Source organism: Oceanospirillum sediminis (assembly GCF_014164585.1).
Lineage (GTDB): Bacteria > Pseudomonadota > Gammaproteobacteria > Pseudomonadales > Halomonadaceae > Oceanospirillum > Oceanospirillum sediminis.
The window spans coordinates 59,770-76,089 of sequence record NZ_JACJFM010000020.1 but is presented as its reverse complement, the minus strand read 5'-3'; the positions used below and the strand labels follow the sequence as shown (position 1 = coordinate 76,089).

12 protein-coding genes are annotated in these 16,320 nt (G+C 46.7%); 5 read left to right on the top strand and 7 right to left on the bottom strand.

Annotated elements, in window-relative coordinates:
- Nucleotides 1–27: 27 nt before the first annotated feature.
- The 3 genes from tcdA to H4O21_RS14955 are packed head-to-tail and all read right to left on the bottom strand — an operon-like array spanning nucleotide 28 to nucleotide 3,222.
- Nucleotides 28–834 (bottom strand): tRNA cyclic N6-threonylcarbamoyladenosine(37) synthase TcdA, encoded by an 807-nt coding sequence (gene tcdA, locus H4O21_RS14965; RefSeq protein ID WP_182809696.1) that lies wholly within the window; start codon nucleotides 832–834, stop codon nucleotides 28–30.
- A 13-nt stretch (nucleotides 835–847) separates the two neighbouring features.
- On the bottom strand, nucleotides 848–1,666 hold the full coding sequence (locus H4O21_RS14960) for a pseudouridine synthase (protein ID WP_182809680.1): 819 nt from the start codon (nucleotides 1,664–1,666) through the stop codon (nucleotides 848–850).
- The gene (locus H4O21_RS14955) at nucleotides 1,666–3,222 is read right to left on the bottom strand and encodes a SulP family inorganic anion transporter (protein WP_182809679.1); all 1,557 of its coding nucleotides are present in this window, start codon (nucleotides 3,220–3,222) and stop codon (nucleotides 1,666–1,668) included. The genes H4O21_RS14960 and H4O21_RS14955 overlap by 1 nt, the downstream gene beginning before the upstream one ends.
- A gap of 303 nt (nucleotides 3,223–3,525) precedes the next feature.
- Between H4O21_RS14955 and H4O21_RS14950 the strand changes: the two genes are divergently transcribed.
- Nucleotides 3,526–5,190 carry a methyl-accepting chemotaxis protein gene (locus H4O21_RS14950; RefSeq protein WP_182809678.1) on the top strand — a complete coding sequence of 555 codons (1,665 nt, stop codon included), beginning with the start codon at nucleotides 3,526–3,528 and terminating at the stop codon, nucleotides 5,188–5,190.
- Nucleotides 5,191–5,285: 95 nt separating this feature from the next.
- On the opposite strand, the gene H4O21_RS14945 is transcribed toward H4O21_RS14950, so the two are convergent.
- Together H4O21_RS14945 and H4O21_RS14940 are read right to left on the bottom strand one after the other, a co-directional pair.
- The gene (locus H4O21_RS14945) at nucleotides 5,286–5,894 is read right to left on the bottom strand and encodes a GNAT family N-acetyltransferase (protein WP_182809677.1); all 609 of its coding nucleotides are present in this window, start codon (nucleotides 5,892–5,894) and stop codon (nucleotides 5,286–5,288) included.
- A 51-nt stretch (nucleotides 5,895–5,945) separates the two neighbouring features.
- Nucleotides 5,946–6,668 (bottom strand): TIGR01621 family pseudouridine synthase, encoded by a 723-nt coding sequence (locus tag H4O21_RS14940; RefSeq protein WP_255487320.1) that lies wholly within the window; start codon nucleotides 6,666–6,668, stop codon nucleotides 5,946–5,948.
- Between the two features lie 271 nt (nucleotides 6,669–6,939).
- Between H4O21_RS14940 and H4O21_RS14935 the strand changes: the two genes are divergently transcribed.
- The 4 genes from H4O21_RS14935 (at nucleotide 6,940) to H4O21_RS14920 (ending at nucleotide 12,629) form a co-directional block, all read left to right on the top strand.
- Entirely contained in the window at nucleotides 6,940–7,182 is a 243-nt protein-coding gene (locus H4O21_RS14935; RefSeq protein WP_182809675.1) for a hypothetical protein, read from the top strand.
- Between the two features lie 335 nt (nucleotides 7,183–7,517).
- Nucleotides 7,518–8,120 carry a YbaN family protein gene (locus H4O21_RS14930; RefSeq protein ID WP_182809674.1) on the top strand — a complete coding sequence of 201 codons (603 nt, stop codon included), beginning with the start codon at nucleotides 7,518–7,520 and terminating at the stop codon, nucleotides 8,118–8,120.
- A 235-nt stretch (nucleotides 8,121–8,355) separates the two neighbouring features.
- Nucleotides 8,356–10,272, top strand: coding sequence for a molecular chaperone HtpG (gene htpG, locus H4O21_RS14925; RefSeq protein ID WP_182809673.1), 1,917 nt, complete (start codon nucleotides 8,356–8,358; stop codon nucleotides 10,270–10,272).
- Between the two features lie 467 nt (nucleotides 10,273–10,739).
- A complete protein-coding gene (locus H4O21_RS14920; protein ID WP_182809672.1) occupies nucleotides 10,740–12,629 on the top strand; it encodes a methyl-accepting chemotaxis protein in 1,890 nt (629 codons plus the stop codon).
- 154 nt (nucleotides 12,630–12,783) lie between these two features.
- Here the strand turns inward: H4O21_RS14920 and H4O21_RS14915 are convergent, their stop codons facing one another.
- Together H4O21_RS14915 and H4O21_RS14910 are read right to left on the bottom strand one after the other, a co-directional pair.
- A complete protein-coding gene (locus H4O21_RS14915) occupies nucleotides 12,784–15,384 on the bottom strand; it encodes an EAL domain-containing protein (protein WP_220495678.1) in 2,601 nt (866 codons plus the stop codon).
- A 60-nt stretch (nucleotides 15,385–15,444) separates the two neighbouring features.
- Entirely contained in the window at nucleotides 15,445–16,239 is a 795-nt protein-coding gene (locus H4O21_RS14910; protein ID WP_182809671.1) for a response regulator, read from the bottom strand.
- Nucleotides 16,240–16,320: the final 81 nt, after the last annotated feature.

Genomic DNA, 16,320 nt, shown 5'->3' with positions numbered 1-16,320 from the left:
GATACGAAGGCCAGATCATACAACCTGTCAGTTGTCTTCAGATAATTGCCGCTCTGCACGGGCGGCAATTTTCTTCAGAATCCGGGATACAGCAACAAACGCAAAGGTACCTGTCACGACGGTAACAGCCCCAAATCCACTTCGACAGTCCAGCCTGACCGATTCACCGTTATCCGGCTTCTGATGACAAACAGTGCCATCATCAGAGGGGTAAACCAGCTGCTCAGTGGAATACACCGCTTCAATACCAAAACGTCGTTTCGTATTTACCGGAAAGTTATAATTTCTACGCAACTGGTTGCGTGTCTTAGCCAACAGTGGGTCCTGTTCTGTTTTACTCAGATCTGCTGTAGTGATCTGTAACGGATCGGTCTGCCCCCCGGCACCACCTATGGTGATCAACGGAATCTTGTTACGTCGACAATAAGCGATCATTGCACACTTATGTCTGACGGAATCAATGGCATCAAGCACATAATCAAATTCCTTCAGCATCAGCTCAGTAACATTCTTTTCTGTCACAAATGCCGATACTGCATTAACCTGACACTCTGGGCTAATCAGGCGGATACGTTCTGCCATAACTTCAACTTTTGAACGTCCGACCTGACCATCCATCGCATGGATCTGTCGATTGATATTCGAAGTACATATATCATCCAGATCAATCAGGGTTATATGGCCTATACCACTGCGCGCCAGGGCTTCAGCCCCCCATGACCCTACGCCGCCAATGCCGACCACAGCAACATGAGCGTCTTTAAATGCATGGGCAGCCACAGAGCCATACAGGCGCTCTATACCACCAAAACGAAAACCGTAATCATCACTCATCATATCGTACACACTATTCAATCAATTCACTGTCTGCTGGCGTTAGTAACAGATTATCACTGTAGCACTGAGCTTCAGATTTCCAGCCAAGCCTGCGTATTAGTGCCAGCATATTGTCTTCAACCGGACAGGTAATATTTATTCGCTCAGAACTCACAGGATGTGCAAACTCAATAGCGACTGCTGCCAGCAGTAAGCGATCACTATCCATATACTCTTTAAAGTACCGGTTATAACGTCCCCGTCCATGCTTAGCATCACCAATAACAGGGTGATTGATATGCTTCATATGTCGACGAATCTGATGCCGTCGTCCGGTCTCTGGTTTTACTTCCACCAGGGAAAAGCGGCTCTGTGGGTACTTCTCAATGCATACAGGCAGTTCTGCACGCGCCAGACAACGATAACGACTAAACGCAGGTTGAGGATCTGATTTAGCATGGCTACCCGGCATTTTTTTATCCGGCTCTTCAACCAGAGCATGATCAATTTCTCCAGCATCCGGAGCATGCCCACGCACCACCGCCAGATAGGTTTTCTCGACCGTCTTCTCAGTAAATGCCTGTGTCAGGCTACGTGCAGCATCTCTGCTCAATGCCAGTATCAGAGCACCAGACGTTGGTTTATCCAATCGATGAACCGGATAAACATACTGACCAATCTGGTCACGGACAATCTGTAGTGCAAAGCGAGTCTCATGCCGGTCTATCGGGCTGCGATGCACCAGCAAACCTGAAGGTTTATGAACAACAATCAGGTGTTCATCCCGATACAGAACAGGCAGACGTTCTGTCTGCCTGTTCTGAGTATCTATGGTGTCTGATAACTGCATTATGCCAGTTTATCCGTTGCAACATGATACTTAGGATCTTCGATCACATTGACCTCAACCAGATCACCGGCTTTTTTCAGCAGTTGCTGACACTCCTGACTCAGGTGACGTAAATGCAATGTTTTTCCGGCAGCGATATAACGCTCTGCCAGTGCATCAATGGCTTCAAGTGCCGAGTGATCACTCACTCTGGAGTTGCGGAAATCCAGCACCACATCCTGAGGATCATCTTTAGGATTAAACTTCTCATTGAAGTTTTTCACCGAAGCAAAGAACAGAGGACCTGTCAGTTCGTAAACTCTGTGATCATCATCTTCTTCCAGTACACGAATCTGAATGTGCTTAGCATGGTCCCAGGCAAAAATCAGAGCCGATACGATCACACCAACAATCACAGCGATGGCCAGGTCGGTGACTACAGTCACTCCGGAAACCAGTACAATCACGAAAGCATCTGATTTTGGAATTTTACCCATCATACGCAGACTGGCCCATTCAAAGGTACCAATCACCACCATAAACATCACCCCAACCAGAGCCGCGACAGGAATCTGCTCAATCAGGGAAGAGGCAAACAGAATAAACAACAGCAGAAAAATAGCAGCAGTCAGGCCTGACAGGCGACCACGCCCTCCGGAATTAATATTGATCATACTCTGACCAATCATGGCGCAACCGCCCATACCACCGAAGAACCCGGTCAGAATATTAGCCGTCCCCTGACCGATACACTCTTTGTTGCCCCGGCCACGGGTTTCTGTCATTTCATCAATCAGACTCAGAGTTAACAGAGATTCAATCAGGCCCACAGCGGCCAGAATGACGGAATAAGGCAGAATGATCCAGAGAGTTTCCAGTGTCATAGGCACCATAGGAATATTAAACTTAGGGAAACCACCGGCAATAGAAGCCAGAGGATCACCCGTCATATCCTGCAGTACATTCTGTACCGTTCTGGCATCCAGCCCCAGAACAATAGCCAGTAAAGACACTACAACAATCGCCGCCAGTGACGACGGTATAGCTTTGGTCAGCTTAGGCAGGAAATGGATAATTCCCATAGTCAGCAGAATCAAACCACCCATGATCATCATAGGTTCACCGGACAGCCATACCATCTCACCGGCATCATTTTTTTCTTTAAACTGTCCCAGCTGGGCCAGAAAAATCACAATGGCCAGACCGTTTACAAAACCCAGCATCACCGGATGGGGCACCATACGGATAAATTTCCCCAGTTTAAGTATCCCCGCTCCAATCTGAATAACACCCATCAGCACGACAGCCGCAAACAGATATTCCACACCATGCTGGGCCACCAGGGATACCATTACAACAGCCAGAGCACCGGTTGCACCGGAGATCATACCAGGGCGTCCACCAATCAGCGACGTCACCAGGCCTATCATAAAAGCGGCATACAGGCCCACAAGAGGCTCCACACCGGCAACAAAAGCGAATGCGACAGCTTCTGGCACCAGAGCCAGAGCAACGGTAAGACCAGACAGAACATCGTTCTTCATCTGGGCAGGAGTTAAATAGCGCTTGGAGTCCATAGATATCCTCTGGAGACCCGATCAGCCGGGCATCTGGAAAAGGGGCAGAATTTTACAGCAAGGCCTGGTGTTGTGCAAAGACGCATTATGACCTGTCGTTGTCTTTCATAGTACAGAGCTGAGTTTAAAGTCAGATGAAAGCCGATGTATAAATTTCAGGTAAATCTCATCCCCGTAAACTATTCTGCAAGGTAAAGCGAATTACTAATATTTGCTGAGTCATAAAATGTCATCAATACGTGCCTGAAAACACCTTTTAAGTATTCAGAGGTACCCATGAAAAACAGCGGATTATTTACACGGATGGCCATCCCGGTCCTGGCTCTGATTTTGATTATTATGCTGGTGTTAATTCTGTTTATTCCGGTGCAACTGCACGACACCGTAACACGCAATGTCATTAAAAGCTCAGAGGCTACAGTCAACCAGTTTAAAACCCTGAGAAAATACTACACTCAGAATGTGATCAGTAAAGTGGTACAGTCTCCGGATCTCAGTCCGGGCATTGATCACAAAAATAATCCGGACAAAGTGCCTCTTCCTGCCACTATGATTCACGACCTGAGTAACCTGATGGCAGATAAAGGACTGACAATTAAGCTATACAGCAACTTTCCTTTTCCTAATCGCCAGAACAGACAACTGGATAGCTTCCAGCGTTCAGCCTGGGATCAGTTGGTACAATCCCCCGGAAAAACAGTGGTAGCAGAAAGCGAGGAAGACGGTAAGACACTCATCAGAGTAGCTATTGCTGACACCATGGTGGCAGATGCTTGTGTAGCCTGTCATAACAGCCACCCTGACACACCTAAAAACGACTGGAAAATGGGAGATGTGCGGGGCGTACTGGAAGTCACTACCGATATATCAGATCGACTGGCAGCAGGCCAGAGCACCAGTCTGAAAATTACCGCCGTAGTCGTAGGCATGCTTATTATTATGCTGTTCTGGTTATGGGGGGTTTATCAGAGAGTTATTCAGCACAGAATTAATAAACTCAACCGGGCGATGGACGAAATTGCAGCGGGAGATGGTGATTTGACAGTGATGCTGGAAGAAAAAGGTAATGATGAAATTACCCGGCTGTCCCGTGCCTTTAACCAGTTCACGCACCATATTCGTAGCATGGTTGAACATATGGCCCGCTCCAGTCAGGCCCTGAACAATACTGCCGAAGCCATGAATGAACTGGCCAGTAAGAGTAAAAACAGATTAGAACGTCAGGCCGCTGAAACCGCTCAGGCAGCGACAGCCATTAATCAGATAGTTGCAACGGTTGCTGATGTTGCTAAAAATGCCACCGAAGCCGCTCAGGCAGCTCAGACCGCATCTCATATCACCCAGGACGGCCAGAAAGTGGTTGAGAATACCCGACATGACGTCGACACTTTATCCGGCAACGTCAACAAAGCGATGAGCACCATACGGCACCTGGAAGAAAAATCTGAAAATATTAATGGTATGGTTAGTGTTATCCGTTCTATTGCCGAACAAACAAATTTACTGGCGCTGAATGCAGCGATTGAAGCGGCCCGTGCCGGAGAGCAAGGACGAGGCTTTGCGGTGGTTGCCGATGAAGTACGTAGCCTGGCCAGCCGGACTCAGGAAGCCACAGAGGAAATTCAGCAGGTTATTGAAGAACTGCAAAGCGGTACCCAGACGTCCGTATCAGTGATGCAACAAAGCTGTGAGCATGCAGAACAGACCGTTGAACAGGCCGCATCAGCGAATGAAGCTCTTAACACCATAGCCAGTTCAATTGCCGAAATCAGCTCAATGAATGACCAGATTGCCAGCGCCAGTGAAGAGCAAAGTGCAGTTGTTCATGAAATTGAGCAGAATATCATGGCGATCAACAATATGTCTGAAGAGGCAGCAGGAGCCTCTGAGCGAGTGGCTAAAAACAGTGCCGAATTGAGCCAGCTGGCTCAGGAACTGGATAAACTGGTATCCCGATTTAAATACTGACCCGGCTATTGCCAGATCAGGTGTATCAGTTCAGAGCGGGTATCAAAGAAATCAGCCAGCAAAGCTGTGCCTGTAGCACTTAATATTACTGAGTGTTACAGGCGCAAACTCATTCGTAGTAAATCAATATAAGTATCGCCATAACATAACGCTTCTTTTTCTGTGCCATTATGCCGGAACCCCAACGCCTGATATAAAGCAATCGCAGCTTCAGAGTGTGAGCTGACTTCCAGCACCAGGTATCTCAGCCTGGTGCACTGCCTGGCATAATTGATCATCACCTGAACCAGTGCTTTACCTATTCCCTGCTGGCGCAGATCCGGTCTGACGCACAAGCTGGTTGCGATGCCTCTGTGCTGACGGACGTTACCCGTCAACGCCTCCATTCCTACCAGACCAACCAGCTGATCCCGGAAAAAAGCGCCCCACAGCATTGAACGCCGTGAATGACAAAAGCGCTGTAGCATGGAATACATCTGAGATAGACGTATCTGCTGCGCTTCTTCCAGAGTCATACAGAAGCTTTCAGGATCATGACGAATGCATAAGCACCTGAGCTCTGTCATTGCCTGGGCATCACGGGGTAAAAGCTCCCGAATGACAACGCAATCGTCCTTATATTGCTGACTATTTCCATGTTTCTGGCCATTTCCGTTTTCCAGGTCATTCAGACCAATCAATCGAGCACAACTATCCGAAGTCATGAGTCTCACCTGCTGACATTGTTGTTATTTTCAGGTGTAGATCAGGTAAAGCTATTTTCCGGGCCAGTCCAGTCGTTCAGGACTCTGCCAGGGCAAAATGGCTGTTCTGAATTCGTCACTACAGAACAAAGCCCCCTGATCCGGTAATACACTATAACGGTAGTTCTGGTTACATAAAACAAAGCTGATACAAAAAGCATGCAGATATACCCGATCCAGTTGGCTTGCTTTATCGGTACCGGCATAAAGATGATCTCCGGCCACCGGTGCTCCCAGACTCTTCATTGCTACTCTCAGCTGATGGGTTTTTCCAGTATGAGGTTTCAGTAAAAAAGCACGTATCCCCGGTATCACTGATGCTGAGAAAAACTGGGTTATCGCTGGATTCTCACGGCTCTTCAGTAACTTCCAGCTCCCTCTGCGAGAACGTGCCATATCTCCGACAATCCGCCCCTGTTTTTTGCCGGGTTTACTATCGGAAAGCGCCAGATAATATTTCTGTATCTGCTTCTCTCTGAATAAGCGGGCCAGTGCATCGCAACTCTCTGCGCTTCTGGCCAGTAACATAAGACCTGAAGTGACTTTATCAAGCCGGTGCACCAGATACAGCTTCCCGGTATTCAGGGCCTGCTCAACTTTCTCCGCTATCCCGGGATTATCTCCGTCCCGATGGACATCAACGCCTGCGGCTTTACTAATCACAACAAATTCATCCTGAATATCCAGTACTGAAAAATCAGAATAAATAGCTGGCAGGTCATTTTTTAAATTCAAAGTGGCAATACCTTTAAAAGACATATCTCACTCGAACAGAAACCCTCAGAAGAAAATCATCATACGCTATGTGACTGACAACCTGATGATAAAGAGACTCTGTCCGAATCTGTATAAGGCCAAAATACACTTACACAAAAGTATTTCGATCTTTTTCGGACAGTGTCTAGAGAATAGAGCCATCGGCCAAAGAGAAACTTCTGTGTGAGTGCTTACATATCAGTGTATCCTTTCTCTTTACTTAATAAAGCTTATGATGCGGAATCTGATAATGTTCAAAGTAATTGTACCTTTTTTTATTCTTCTGACAGCTATGATGAGCCATACGGCAACGGCGTCCTGTTCACTAAAACAGGAAGCCTGCGAACTGGCGTGTAAAGTTGAATACCACAACGACTCATTTGGTAAACTCGGTTGTGTTGCTCAGTGTAAAGCCAAACGAGCGGCCTGCTCGACAAAGGAAGGGGTTGAAGACGCGACAGAGAAGGCTGAAGAACTGCTGAATAAATCGTAATACATACCCGAAACAGTACTTTGATATTCTCCAGCCATTAACTGGAGAAGTAGCACCCTGTGATAGAAAAACGTCTGTTCAGGTACAACAGCAGTTATCTGAACAGAATCCACCATGTAAGATGTCCTCATATGATCTGGCTGATGAAATCAGCAATATTCTCATTCAGATCGATATAACCGATTAAAAAACAACAACTATCTGAATCATAATGAAAAAAACTGACAAACACAGAAAAGTGTTCCAGAATGAATGATACATATCTGAACAGCATTGTTACTGATAAGCATTTGTGCAAATGCACTGATTTAAGAGATTAAATAAAGGGACTGTCTATGCAGAGTTTTAAGCGTCCTCTGTATCTTCTCGCAGGCTATCTGGCTCTGGTTGTCGGGGCTATCGGGGTTGTACTGCCGCTATTGCCAACAACCCCTTTTATTATTCTTGCCGCTTTTTTCTTTTCCCGTGGCTCTGAACGTATGCATCAGTGGTTACTCAGACAGAAAAGCTTTGGTCCTATGATTCGAGGCTGGGAAAAATACAAAGTTATTCCTCTGAAAGTCAAAATTTTTTCAACCCTGATGATGTTGACTATGGTCAGCTATCCTCTTCTGTTTCGTCCTTTTGCCCTATGGCTTAAAGTCATCGTCGTTTTTGTAATCTTTTATGGTATGTGGTTTGTGTGGCGTTATCGTTCAGAGCCACTTGAGTTTGCTGTAGCTCGTTTTAACCAGGCCAGGTCTGAAACCTCCAATATTCAGGCAGCGGATCAGAAAAGCAACCCGGCTTCCCTTACTCAGGCAGCTACAGAAGAACAGAACCAGACAGACAGGGATAGTTATTTTCCTGAATCCCCTCGTCTGGATAAAAAAAAGCTGACTGATAGCGAAACCCTGTCAGGCCCGCATCCGGTCAGGATACAGCTCTTTCCAGGCTGATATTTAAAAGCCCCCTCATAAACAGTCATGGCCCGTAATTCTGTCATCAGCAGATCTGTTTATCCTGCCCATTCAGATCTGCTCTTGAAAAATATCTATTAGTCCCAATCTACAGAAATCACTCAAAGGTGTATTCATCCGCATAATGCTTTTCCATATGACAGGGACAGCAATGACAGAGGATATACCTGCCTAATCAAATAAATCGGATGCATTTAAACAGGAGTCTGACTGAATGTCCGCTGAAGCACAGAAAGAAACCCTTGGTTTTCAGACAGAAGTAAAACAGCTATTACACCTGATGATCCACTCGTTGTATTCCAACAAAGAGATCTTCCTACGTGAGCTGATTTCCAATGCCTCTGATGCTTGCGATAAGCTACGCTACAATGCGCTGGAAAATGACGCTCTGTATGAAGGACAGTCTGACCTTCAGGTTACAATTACTACAGATAGCGAGAATAACAGCCTGACGATCAGTGATACCGGTATCGGTATGAGTCGTCAGGATGTGATTGACCATCTGGGAACGATTGCTAAATCCGGTACTGCAGAGTTTCTGAGTCAGCTGACCGGTGATCAGAAAAAAGATTCTCAGCTGATTGGTCAGTTCGGTGTTGGTTTTTACTCTTCCTTTATCGTAGCGGAAGAGGTAGAAGTTGTTACCCGTAAAGCAGGTTCAGCGTCTGGCGAAGGCGTGCGCTGGGTATCAAAAGGTGATGGCGAGTTCACCATTGAGAATGTTGAAAAAGCCGAGCGTGGTACCAGCATCACACTGAAGCTGAAAGCGGATGAGAAAGAGTTCTCGGAAGATTTCCGCCTGCGTAACCTGATTCGTAAGTACTCCGATCATATCGCTGTACCTGTGTTGATGGAGAAACAGGACTTCAGCCAGCCAGAAGAAGGTGAAGAGCCGGTAGAAAAAGCACCTGAGTTTGAAGCAGTTAACGAAGCAAAAGCCCTGTGGACCCGCTCCCGTACGGATGTGAAAGACGAAGAGTACCAGGAGTTCTACAAGCACGTTTCTCATGACTTTGCCGATCCTCTGGCCTGGAGCCACAACAAGGTTGAAGGTAAGCTGGAATATACCAGCCTGCTGTACCTGCCGGGTAAAGCGCCGTTTGATCTGTACCATCGTGAAGCCTCCCGTGGTCTGAAGCTGTATGTACAGCGTGTATTTATCATGGATGACGCTGAACAGTTCCTGCCGCTTTACCTGCGCTTTATCAAGGGTGTAGTGGATTCTAACGACCTTTCTCTGAATGTTTCCCGTGAGATTCTGCAGCAGGATCCGAACATCACATCCATGAAGAGTGCACTGACCAAACGTGTACTGGATATGCTGAGCAAACTGGCGAAGAACGACGCTGAAAAATACCAGACCTTCTGGAATGAATTCGGCAGCGTACTGAAAGAAGGCCCTGGTGAAGATTTCTCTAACAAAGAGAAGATCGCCAGGCTGCTGCGCTTTGCATCCACTCACAACGACTCCGATGTGCAGAATGTCGCCCTGGCTGAGTACGTTGAGCGTATGCAGGAAGGTCAGGACAAGATCTACTACCTGACAGCAGAGAACTATAATACTGCGAAGAGCAGCCCGCATCTGGAGATCTTCCGTAAGAAGGGTATCGAAGTATTGCTGCTGGCAGATCGCATCGACGAATGGCTGATGAGCCATCTGACTGAGTTCGATGGTAAGTCTTTCCAGGATGTCGCAAAAGGTGAACTGGATCTGGGCGATACCGAGTCTGAAGAAGACAAGAAAGCACAGGAAGAAGCCGCTGAGAAAGTCGAAGGTATGGTTGAGCGCGTTAAAGAGCTGCTGAAAGAGCAGGTTGATGACGTGCGTGTGACTCACCGTCTGACGGAATCCCCAGCGTGTGTAGTACTGAATGATGGCGAAATGGGTGAGCAGATGCGTCAGATTATGGCCGCTGCAGGTCAGGAGATCCCTGAAGCCAAGCCGGTTCTGGAACTGAATCCAACTCACCCACTGATTCTGAAACTGGATCAGGAAGCGGACGAAGACCGCTTTGGTGAGCTGGCACGTATCGTACTGGATCAGGCGATGCTGGCAGAGGGTCGTCAGCTGAAAGATGCGGCCGCTTATGTTCAGCGTCTGAACCGCCTGTTGCTGGATCTGGCTGGCTAACGCTATGCTGATCTGAATAAGCGCTTTCTGATAAAACCCTTCAGAAATTCTTTCTGAAGGGTTTTTTTATGCCTGTCTCAAATAGCTTCACACCCTACATAGCCATCTATCATTAGAGCGTATAATTTTATTTACCACAAAATATAAAAATAACAATATATATATCTCACAAAACAATATTTTTCAGCTTTTTGATATCATTGACTGCTTTTTTATATTAGACTTTTGGCTAAACTTAAAAAAGGTAACGGAATTCTGATAAGGAACCCCCGGTTTCAGTATGCTTCTCATTGAGCATACAGAAACCGGGGGTTTCTTTATTTCTGTTACCGAATATCTGAGCAGAAGCTTATCTGCAAAAACTGCCGTTTTCTCAGGCTACTGGCTGGAAAACACAACAGCTTCTGCCCAGATAAATATAGCCCCGAATAAATAACTTTAAGAATAAACTCCCGGAGGATCTGGCAATGCCCCTGAAGCATAAGGTGCTGGCCACTATTCTGCTGCCTGTACTACTGATCACCCTGATTCTGACATGGACCAGCTATTCAGACCTGAAAAAGCAAATTACAGCCTCAGTCAGTACCGATACTCAACGTGTCGTACATGATGCTAATGTCACTCTGAATGCCTGGTTAAAAAGCAAAATCGCTGTAGTCGAATCATTCTCTCAACTATCAGCAAACCAGACGAATCTGCTGCCATTAATGTTACAGGCCGAAAGGTCCGGTGATTATGATATTTTTTATCTTGGCAGAGAGGACGGCGGCTTTGCTTTTTCAAAGCCTGAGATACAGCAGCTGCTGGAGGACAAAGGTTTTGATGCCAGAACACGTCCCTGGTATCAGCAGGCCAGACAGAACAACGCTACGATCATCACCGAACCCTATGCTGATGCCAATTCAGGCCAGCTGGTATTGTCTGTTGCCACACCCATGCAAACTCAAGGGCGATTTTCCGGGGTTGTTGCTGCGGATCTTGGCCTGACAGAAGCAATTGAGACCATTCAGAGTATCAAACTGAGTAATACTGGCTTTGTCATGCTGGTTGATCAGAAGGGTACAATTATCGCTCATCCGGATAAAGCCATGAGCATGAAACCTGTTGCCGATATCGGACAGGAACTGAATCAGAACATGATTCAAAGACTGGCAGAACAAGGCAACATGGTAACTCAGACTCTGAATGGCATTCAGCACCTGATACGCTTTGAACAGGTAGGTAGCTCTCGCTTTTATGCCGGTGTTGCTCTGAATAAAGCAGAAGTCATGGCACCCCTGTCTAACCTGTTACTGGTTAATGGTATGGTCGCCCTGGTTCTGATCATCGCATCAGCCATCATCAGCATGATCATTATCAGCCGGGTACTTAAACCTCTGCACTCCATTGGTCAGGCCTTAGAAGAGATCGCTCAGGGCGAAGGGGATCTGACTAAACGTCTGAATATCGAAAGCCAGGACGAAGTCGGCTCTCTTGCTGAACATTTCAATCACTTTATTGATTCAATGCACCGAATTATCAAAGAGATTTCTGAACTGACAACCAATCTGAGAACCACAGCTAATGCCAGTGCTCAGGTGGCAGAGCGCACCAGTCAGGATGTAATCAACCAGATGAAAGAGGTTTCCATGGTCGCCTCAGCCGTGCAGGAGATGGCAACCGCTACTCACGAAATTGCCGGTAATGCTGAAAATACCGCCGTTGCCTCTCAACAATGCGCCTCTGCCAGCCAGGAAGGACAGAATGTCGTCGAAAGCAGCCGACAATCCATTGATAATCTGGCGGGACAGATCAGAGATGCGGCCAGCGTCATTGATAAGCTCAGCGAACATGCTCAGCAAATCAACTCCATATTATCGACCATTCAGGATATTGCAGAGCAAACAAACCTGTTAGCGTTGAATGCGGCCATTGAAGCAGCTCGTGCAGGAGAGCAAGGGCGAGGGTTTGCGGTTGTCGCCGATGAAGTACGTGTACTGTCTCAGAGAACCCATCAGTCTACAGAAGAGATTCAGGAGATGATTAAAAGTCTTCAGAAAGCCTCTTCAGAAGCAGTGCACTTTATGTCCAGCAGTCAGCAACAGGCAGCTGTCAGTGTAGAGGAAGCTTCCAGTGCCTACGAAAAGCTGACTTATATTACACAGGCTATTACTGAGATCAGTGATATGTCTACTCAGACTGCTGCTGCGACAGAAGAACAAAGTCTGGTTAACCGCAATATTACGGACAATACTATGAGGATTAAGAGTATTGCCGATCAGCTGTCTGATGAGTCGAAGCAGGCTAAAGCCAGAGCAAGCCAGTTAAACCAGTTAGCCGATAATCTGCATGACCAGATCAGACGCTTCAGCCTGTAACTTTATCTGACAAGAAGCTCTGGCCTGTCAATACAAAAATGACAACCTGAACAAAAATGCAGAACAGACTGTTCTGCATTTTTATCAGTTGCATACAATTATCAGACCCGAGCGGGTTTAAACTGATATAGTGCAGATCAGACTGATATTATTTCTATTCACTGGCAGCCAGGGCACAGTATTCAACCGGACACCATTTCTCAGCAAGCCAGCTACGTACCTGTTTTTCAGGAGCAGGTTTAGCAAACATAAAGCCCTGTCCCTGATGACAACCATGCTGGCGCAGAAAATCAAGCTGACGCTCATCTTCAATACCTTCAGCAATCACTCTCAGACCAAGACCTTTTGCCATAGCAATTATGGTACTGGCCAGCCTGGCATCTTCTTCATTATCCGGGACATGCATCACAAAGCTACGATCAATCTTCAGGGCATCAAGCGGTAAACGCCTCAGATAGCTCAGAGAAGAGTAACCCGTACCGAAGTCATCAATTGAAATGTTAATTCCTTCTGAACGCAGTTCATGCAGAATCAGGGCGATTCTGTCCGCCTGTTCCGGAATAAAACAGCTTTCAGTAACTTCCAGCTCCAGCCAGCTGGCACTGGCTCCGGTCATTTTCAGTATTCGGCTGACCGTCTCAGCCAGATTATCTTTCATTAGTTGCTGCGCAGAAATATTAACGGCCACTGGCAGAATTTCCAGCCCGTCCTGTTGCCACTGAACCAGATGGCGACAGACCTCATTCAACACCCAATCCCCCAGCGTACCGATCAACCCCAGCCTTTCTGCCACAGGAATAAACTCTGCAGGAGAGATAAACTGCTGGTTTTCCTGATCAAACCAACGCAGCAAAGCTTCAAAGCCAATCATCTTGCCAGCCGCCAGGTCAACTTTAGGCTGATAATAAATTTCAAAAACGTTCTCTTTAATCGCTTTGCGTAAGCGGGTCTCTATCGTAAGTTCTCGCACAGAGTCATGATGCAGGGCATCCGTGTACCTGTGATAACTGCCCCGGCCATCCGCCTTTACACGGTACATAGCGGCATCAGCATTTTTAACCAGTTCATCCGGAGACTGGCCATCATCAGGATAAATACTGATACCAATACTGGTCGAAATATAGAGTTCGTGGCTGCCGACAACAATAGGATCGCATATAGAATCATTAATGCGCTCAGCCAGTATCATCAGGCCTTCCATTGATGATACTTCCGGCACCATTACCGTAAACTCATCGCCCCCCAGACGAGCAACAGAATCACCTTCTCGTACAGTATGAGCCAGACGACCTGCGACAATTTTCAATACTTCATCGCCAACCAGATGCCCCAGCGAATCGTTAATTCGCTTAAACATATCCAGATCCAGAAAAAGTACCGCCAGACGATGCTGATGCCGGTGGGCATTAGCAATAGCCTGTTCCAGACGATCCTGGAATAAACGCCGGTTAGCCACACCCGTAAGATCGTCAAAAAAAGCCAGCCGCCGGATACGCTCCTCATCCTTTTTACGGTCAGAGATATCACTGAAAATAGCCGCAAACTGTGAAACTTCACCATCATCATCATAAATGGCAGTGATTGTCAGCCACTCGGGATAAACCTCACCATTTTTACGCCGGTTCCAGATCTCTCCCTGCCAGTAACCGCTATGATGCAATGCATCCCACATATGATTATAAAAATCTGCAGAGTGCCGTCCGGAACTTAAAAGACCGGTACTTTGCCCGATAGCTTCCTGTTCACTGTACCCTGTGACCTGAGTGAACTTAGGATTAACCGACTGAATGATACCTCTGGAGTCGGTAATGATAATACCGTCCAGACTCGCTTCGATAACCCGTTGTGCCAGACGTAAATGAGACGTTGATGCTTTTAACGCTTCATCACGAGAGTGCAGAGCCTCCTGCAAGCGATTAACGTACTCATACTCAACACTATCCAGAATATCGCCATAAGACAAAATCCCCACCAACTGCCCCTGGCGATTAATAACCCCCAGATGACGAAAACCTTTCCGCTTAAGCAGATTACTGGCCTGAAGTAACCCCGTTTCTTCATCAACAGCATATAACTGATTGACACAGACATCTCTCAGATAACGATCATGAATGCCTTCAGCCAGCCAGCGCACAATATCTCGTTCGGTGATAATACTGTAACGTTCAGAACTGCCGAACTGGACAGCTGCACTATCCCGACCGCTTTCTTTCAGCCGCTTTACGGCTTCAGACAGGGATAAGCTATCTTCCAGAATCAGTGGAGGATTGCGCAAAGCAGAGCGGACATTTCTCATACACAGGTAATGCTCCAACCCCTGAAAACGAATAATATCAGTCTGCGACACGACTCCCAGAGGCGTTTCATCCTGATCAACTACCAGAAAATGCCGACGACGCAGTTGTTGAAACTTCAGGGCAATTTCACTCAGACTGACATCTTCTTTTACAGTATCAACCGGAGAGCTCATATAGTCGCGGATAGGGTGTTTCAGCAACGCCGGATCGGAAAAATCAAGCTTCCGGGCGTCAGCCTCTGTCCATATACCCAGAGACTGGCCATTCTCAACAATCAGAATAGAGCTGACATGATGCTGCTGCATCCGACGCGCAGCATCAGCCAGAAGATCATCTGGCGAACAACTGAGCAGGTGGTTATGAATTACTTCTCCTACAGGCACATCCGTAGTAAACGTCATTCGACTGACATAAGTTTCTGTTTCAACAGGAGCACGCTTTTTCAACTCAAAAACCATCCACAATCTCCGGCCCCGACACATCCTTGTCCGTGCCGGATTTATTTTTATCTGACGACTTTAATCCAGCAATGATACCAGCAAACTTTTTACCTGAGTCATCTCAAAGGGTTTATCACACAAAGCAGACACCCCGGCCTGCCTGACTGAACTCAGGCGGGCATCATTTTCTTCTGATGTCACCATAAGGATAGGTACGTGAGACAGTTCACTCTCATTACGGACATAATTGATCAGTTGTTCGCCATCCATATTAGGCATATTATAATCAGTCAGAATCAGATCAAAACCATGCTCTTCGATGATATCACGAGCCTGAGCACCATCTTCAGCTTCTGTAATATCAGTAACGCCTATCTGTTGGAGTACTCTTGCCAGATGTCTGCGCGCCATACGGCTATCGTCCACAATCAGTACTCTTAGTTTATCAATATCATACAACTCCAGATCAAGCTCATCCGGGTTAATATAATCAATCGTTGCAACCAGGGCCCGATGCAAATCCTGACGGGTAAAAGGCTTCGGTAACAGAGCCAGAACTTTTGACTGACGTACGGCTTCCAGATTGTCATAATTCTGTTCACTGGAAACCACCATCACCGGAATATCAGCTGTCTGCTCACTTTTCTGCAGTATTTCAACCAGCTCAGGCCCTGTTGCATCAGGCAGATACATCGCTGTAATCAACAGATCTGGCTGAAAGCGTTGCATTTCACTGTAAGCCTCACGGGCACTACCAACACCTTCAACACTCAGAACACCTTCTTCTCTTAACTCATTAATAATAATTTTTCTCTGAGTTACTGAAGGCTCTACCAACAGAATAGACAGATCCTGAACAGCCAGGTTTTCCATAAAGACACTTCCAGGTGGTTAAGAATAAGTTTTACATTAACTACAGCACTGCACATCCTATTCAATTTACCAGAAAATATC

Bases quoted from the DNA above. Each gene is read 5' to 3' on its own strand.
- H4O21_RS14960 (WP_182809680.1), bottom strand. From the start codon at position 1,666: ATGCAGTTATCAGACACCATAGATACTCAGAACAGGCAGACAGAACGT.
- htpG (WP_182809673.1), top strand. From the start codon at position 8,356: ATGTCCGCTGAAGCACAGAAAGAAACCCTTGGTTTTCAGACAGAAGTA.
- H4O21_RS14930 (WP_182809674.1), top strand. From the start codon at position 7,518: ATGCAGAGTTTTAAGCGTCCTCTGTATCTTCTCGCAGGCTATCTGGCT.
- H4O21_RS14935 (WP_182809675.1), top strand. From the start codon at position 6,940: ATGTTCAAAGTAATTGTACCTTTTTTTATTCTTCTGACAGCTATGATG.
- tcdA (WP_182809696.1), bottom strand. From the start codon at position 834: ATGAGTGATGATTACGGTTTTCGTTTTGGTGGTATAGAGCGCCTGTAT.
- H4O21_RS14945 (WP_182809677.1), bottom strand. From the start codon at position 5,894: ATGACTTCGGATAGTTGTGCTCGATTGATTGGTCTGAATGACCTGGAA.
- H4O21_RS14920 (WP_182809672.1), top strand. From the start codon at position 10,740: ATGCCCCTGAAGCATAAGGTGCTGGCCACTATTCTGCTGCCTGTACTA.
- H4O21_RS14950 (WP_182809678.1), top strand. From the start codon at position 3,526: ATGGCCATCCCGGTCCTGGCTCTGATTTTGATTATTATGCTGGTGTTA.
- H4O21_RS14915 (WP_220495678.1), bottom strand. From the start codon at position 15,384: ATGGTTTTTGAGTTGAAAAAGCGTGCTCCTGTTGAAACAGAAACTTAT.
- H4O21_RS14910 (WP_182809671.1), bottom strand. From the start codon at position 16,239: ATGGAAAACCTGGCTGTTCAGGATCTGTCTATTCTGTTGGTAGAGCCT.
- H4O21_RS14955 (WP_182809679.1), bottom strand. From the start codon at position 3,222: ATGGACTCCAAGCGCTATTTAACTCCTGCCCAGATGAAGAACGATGTT.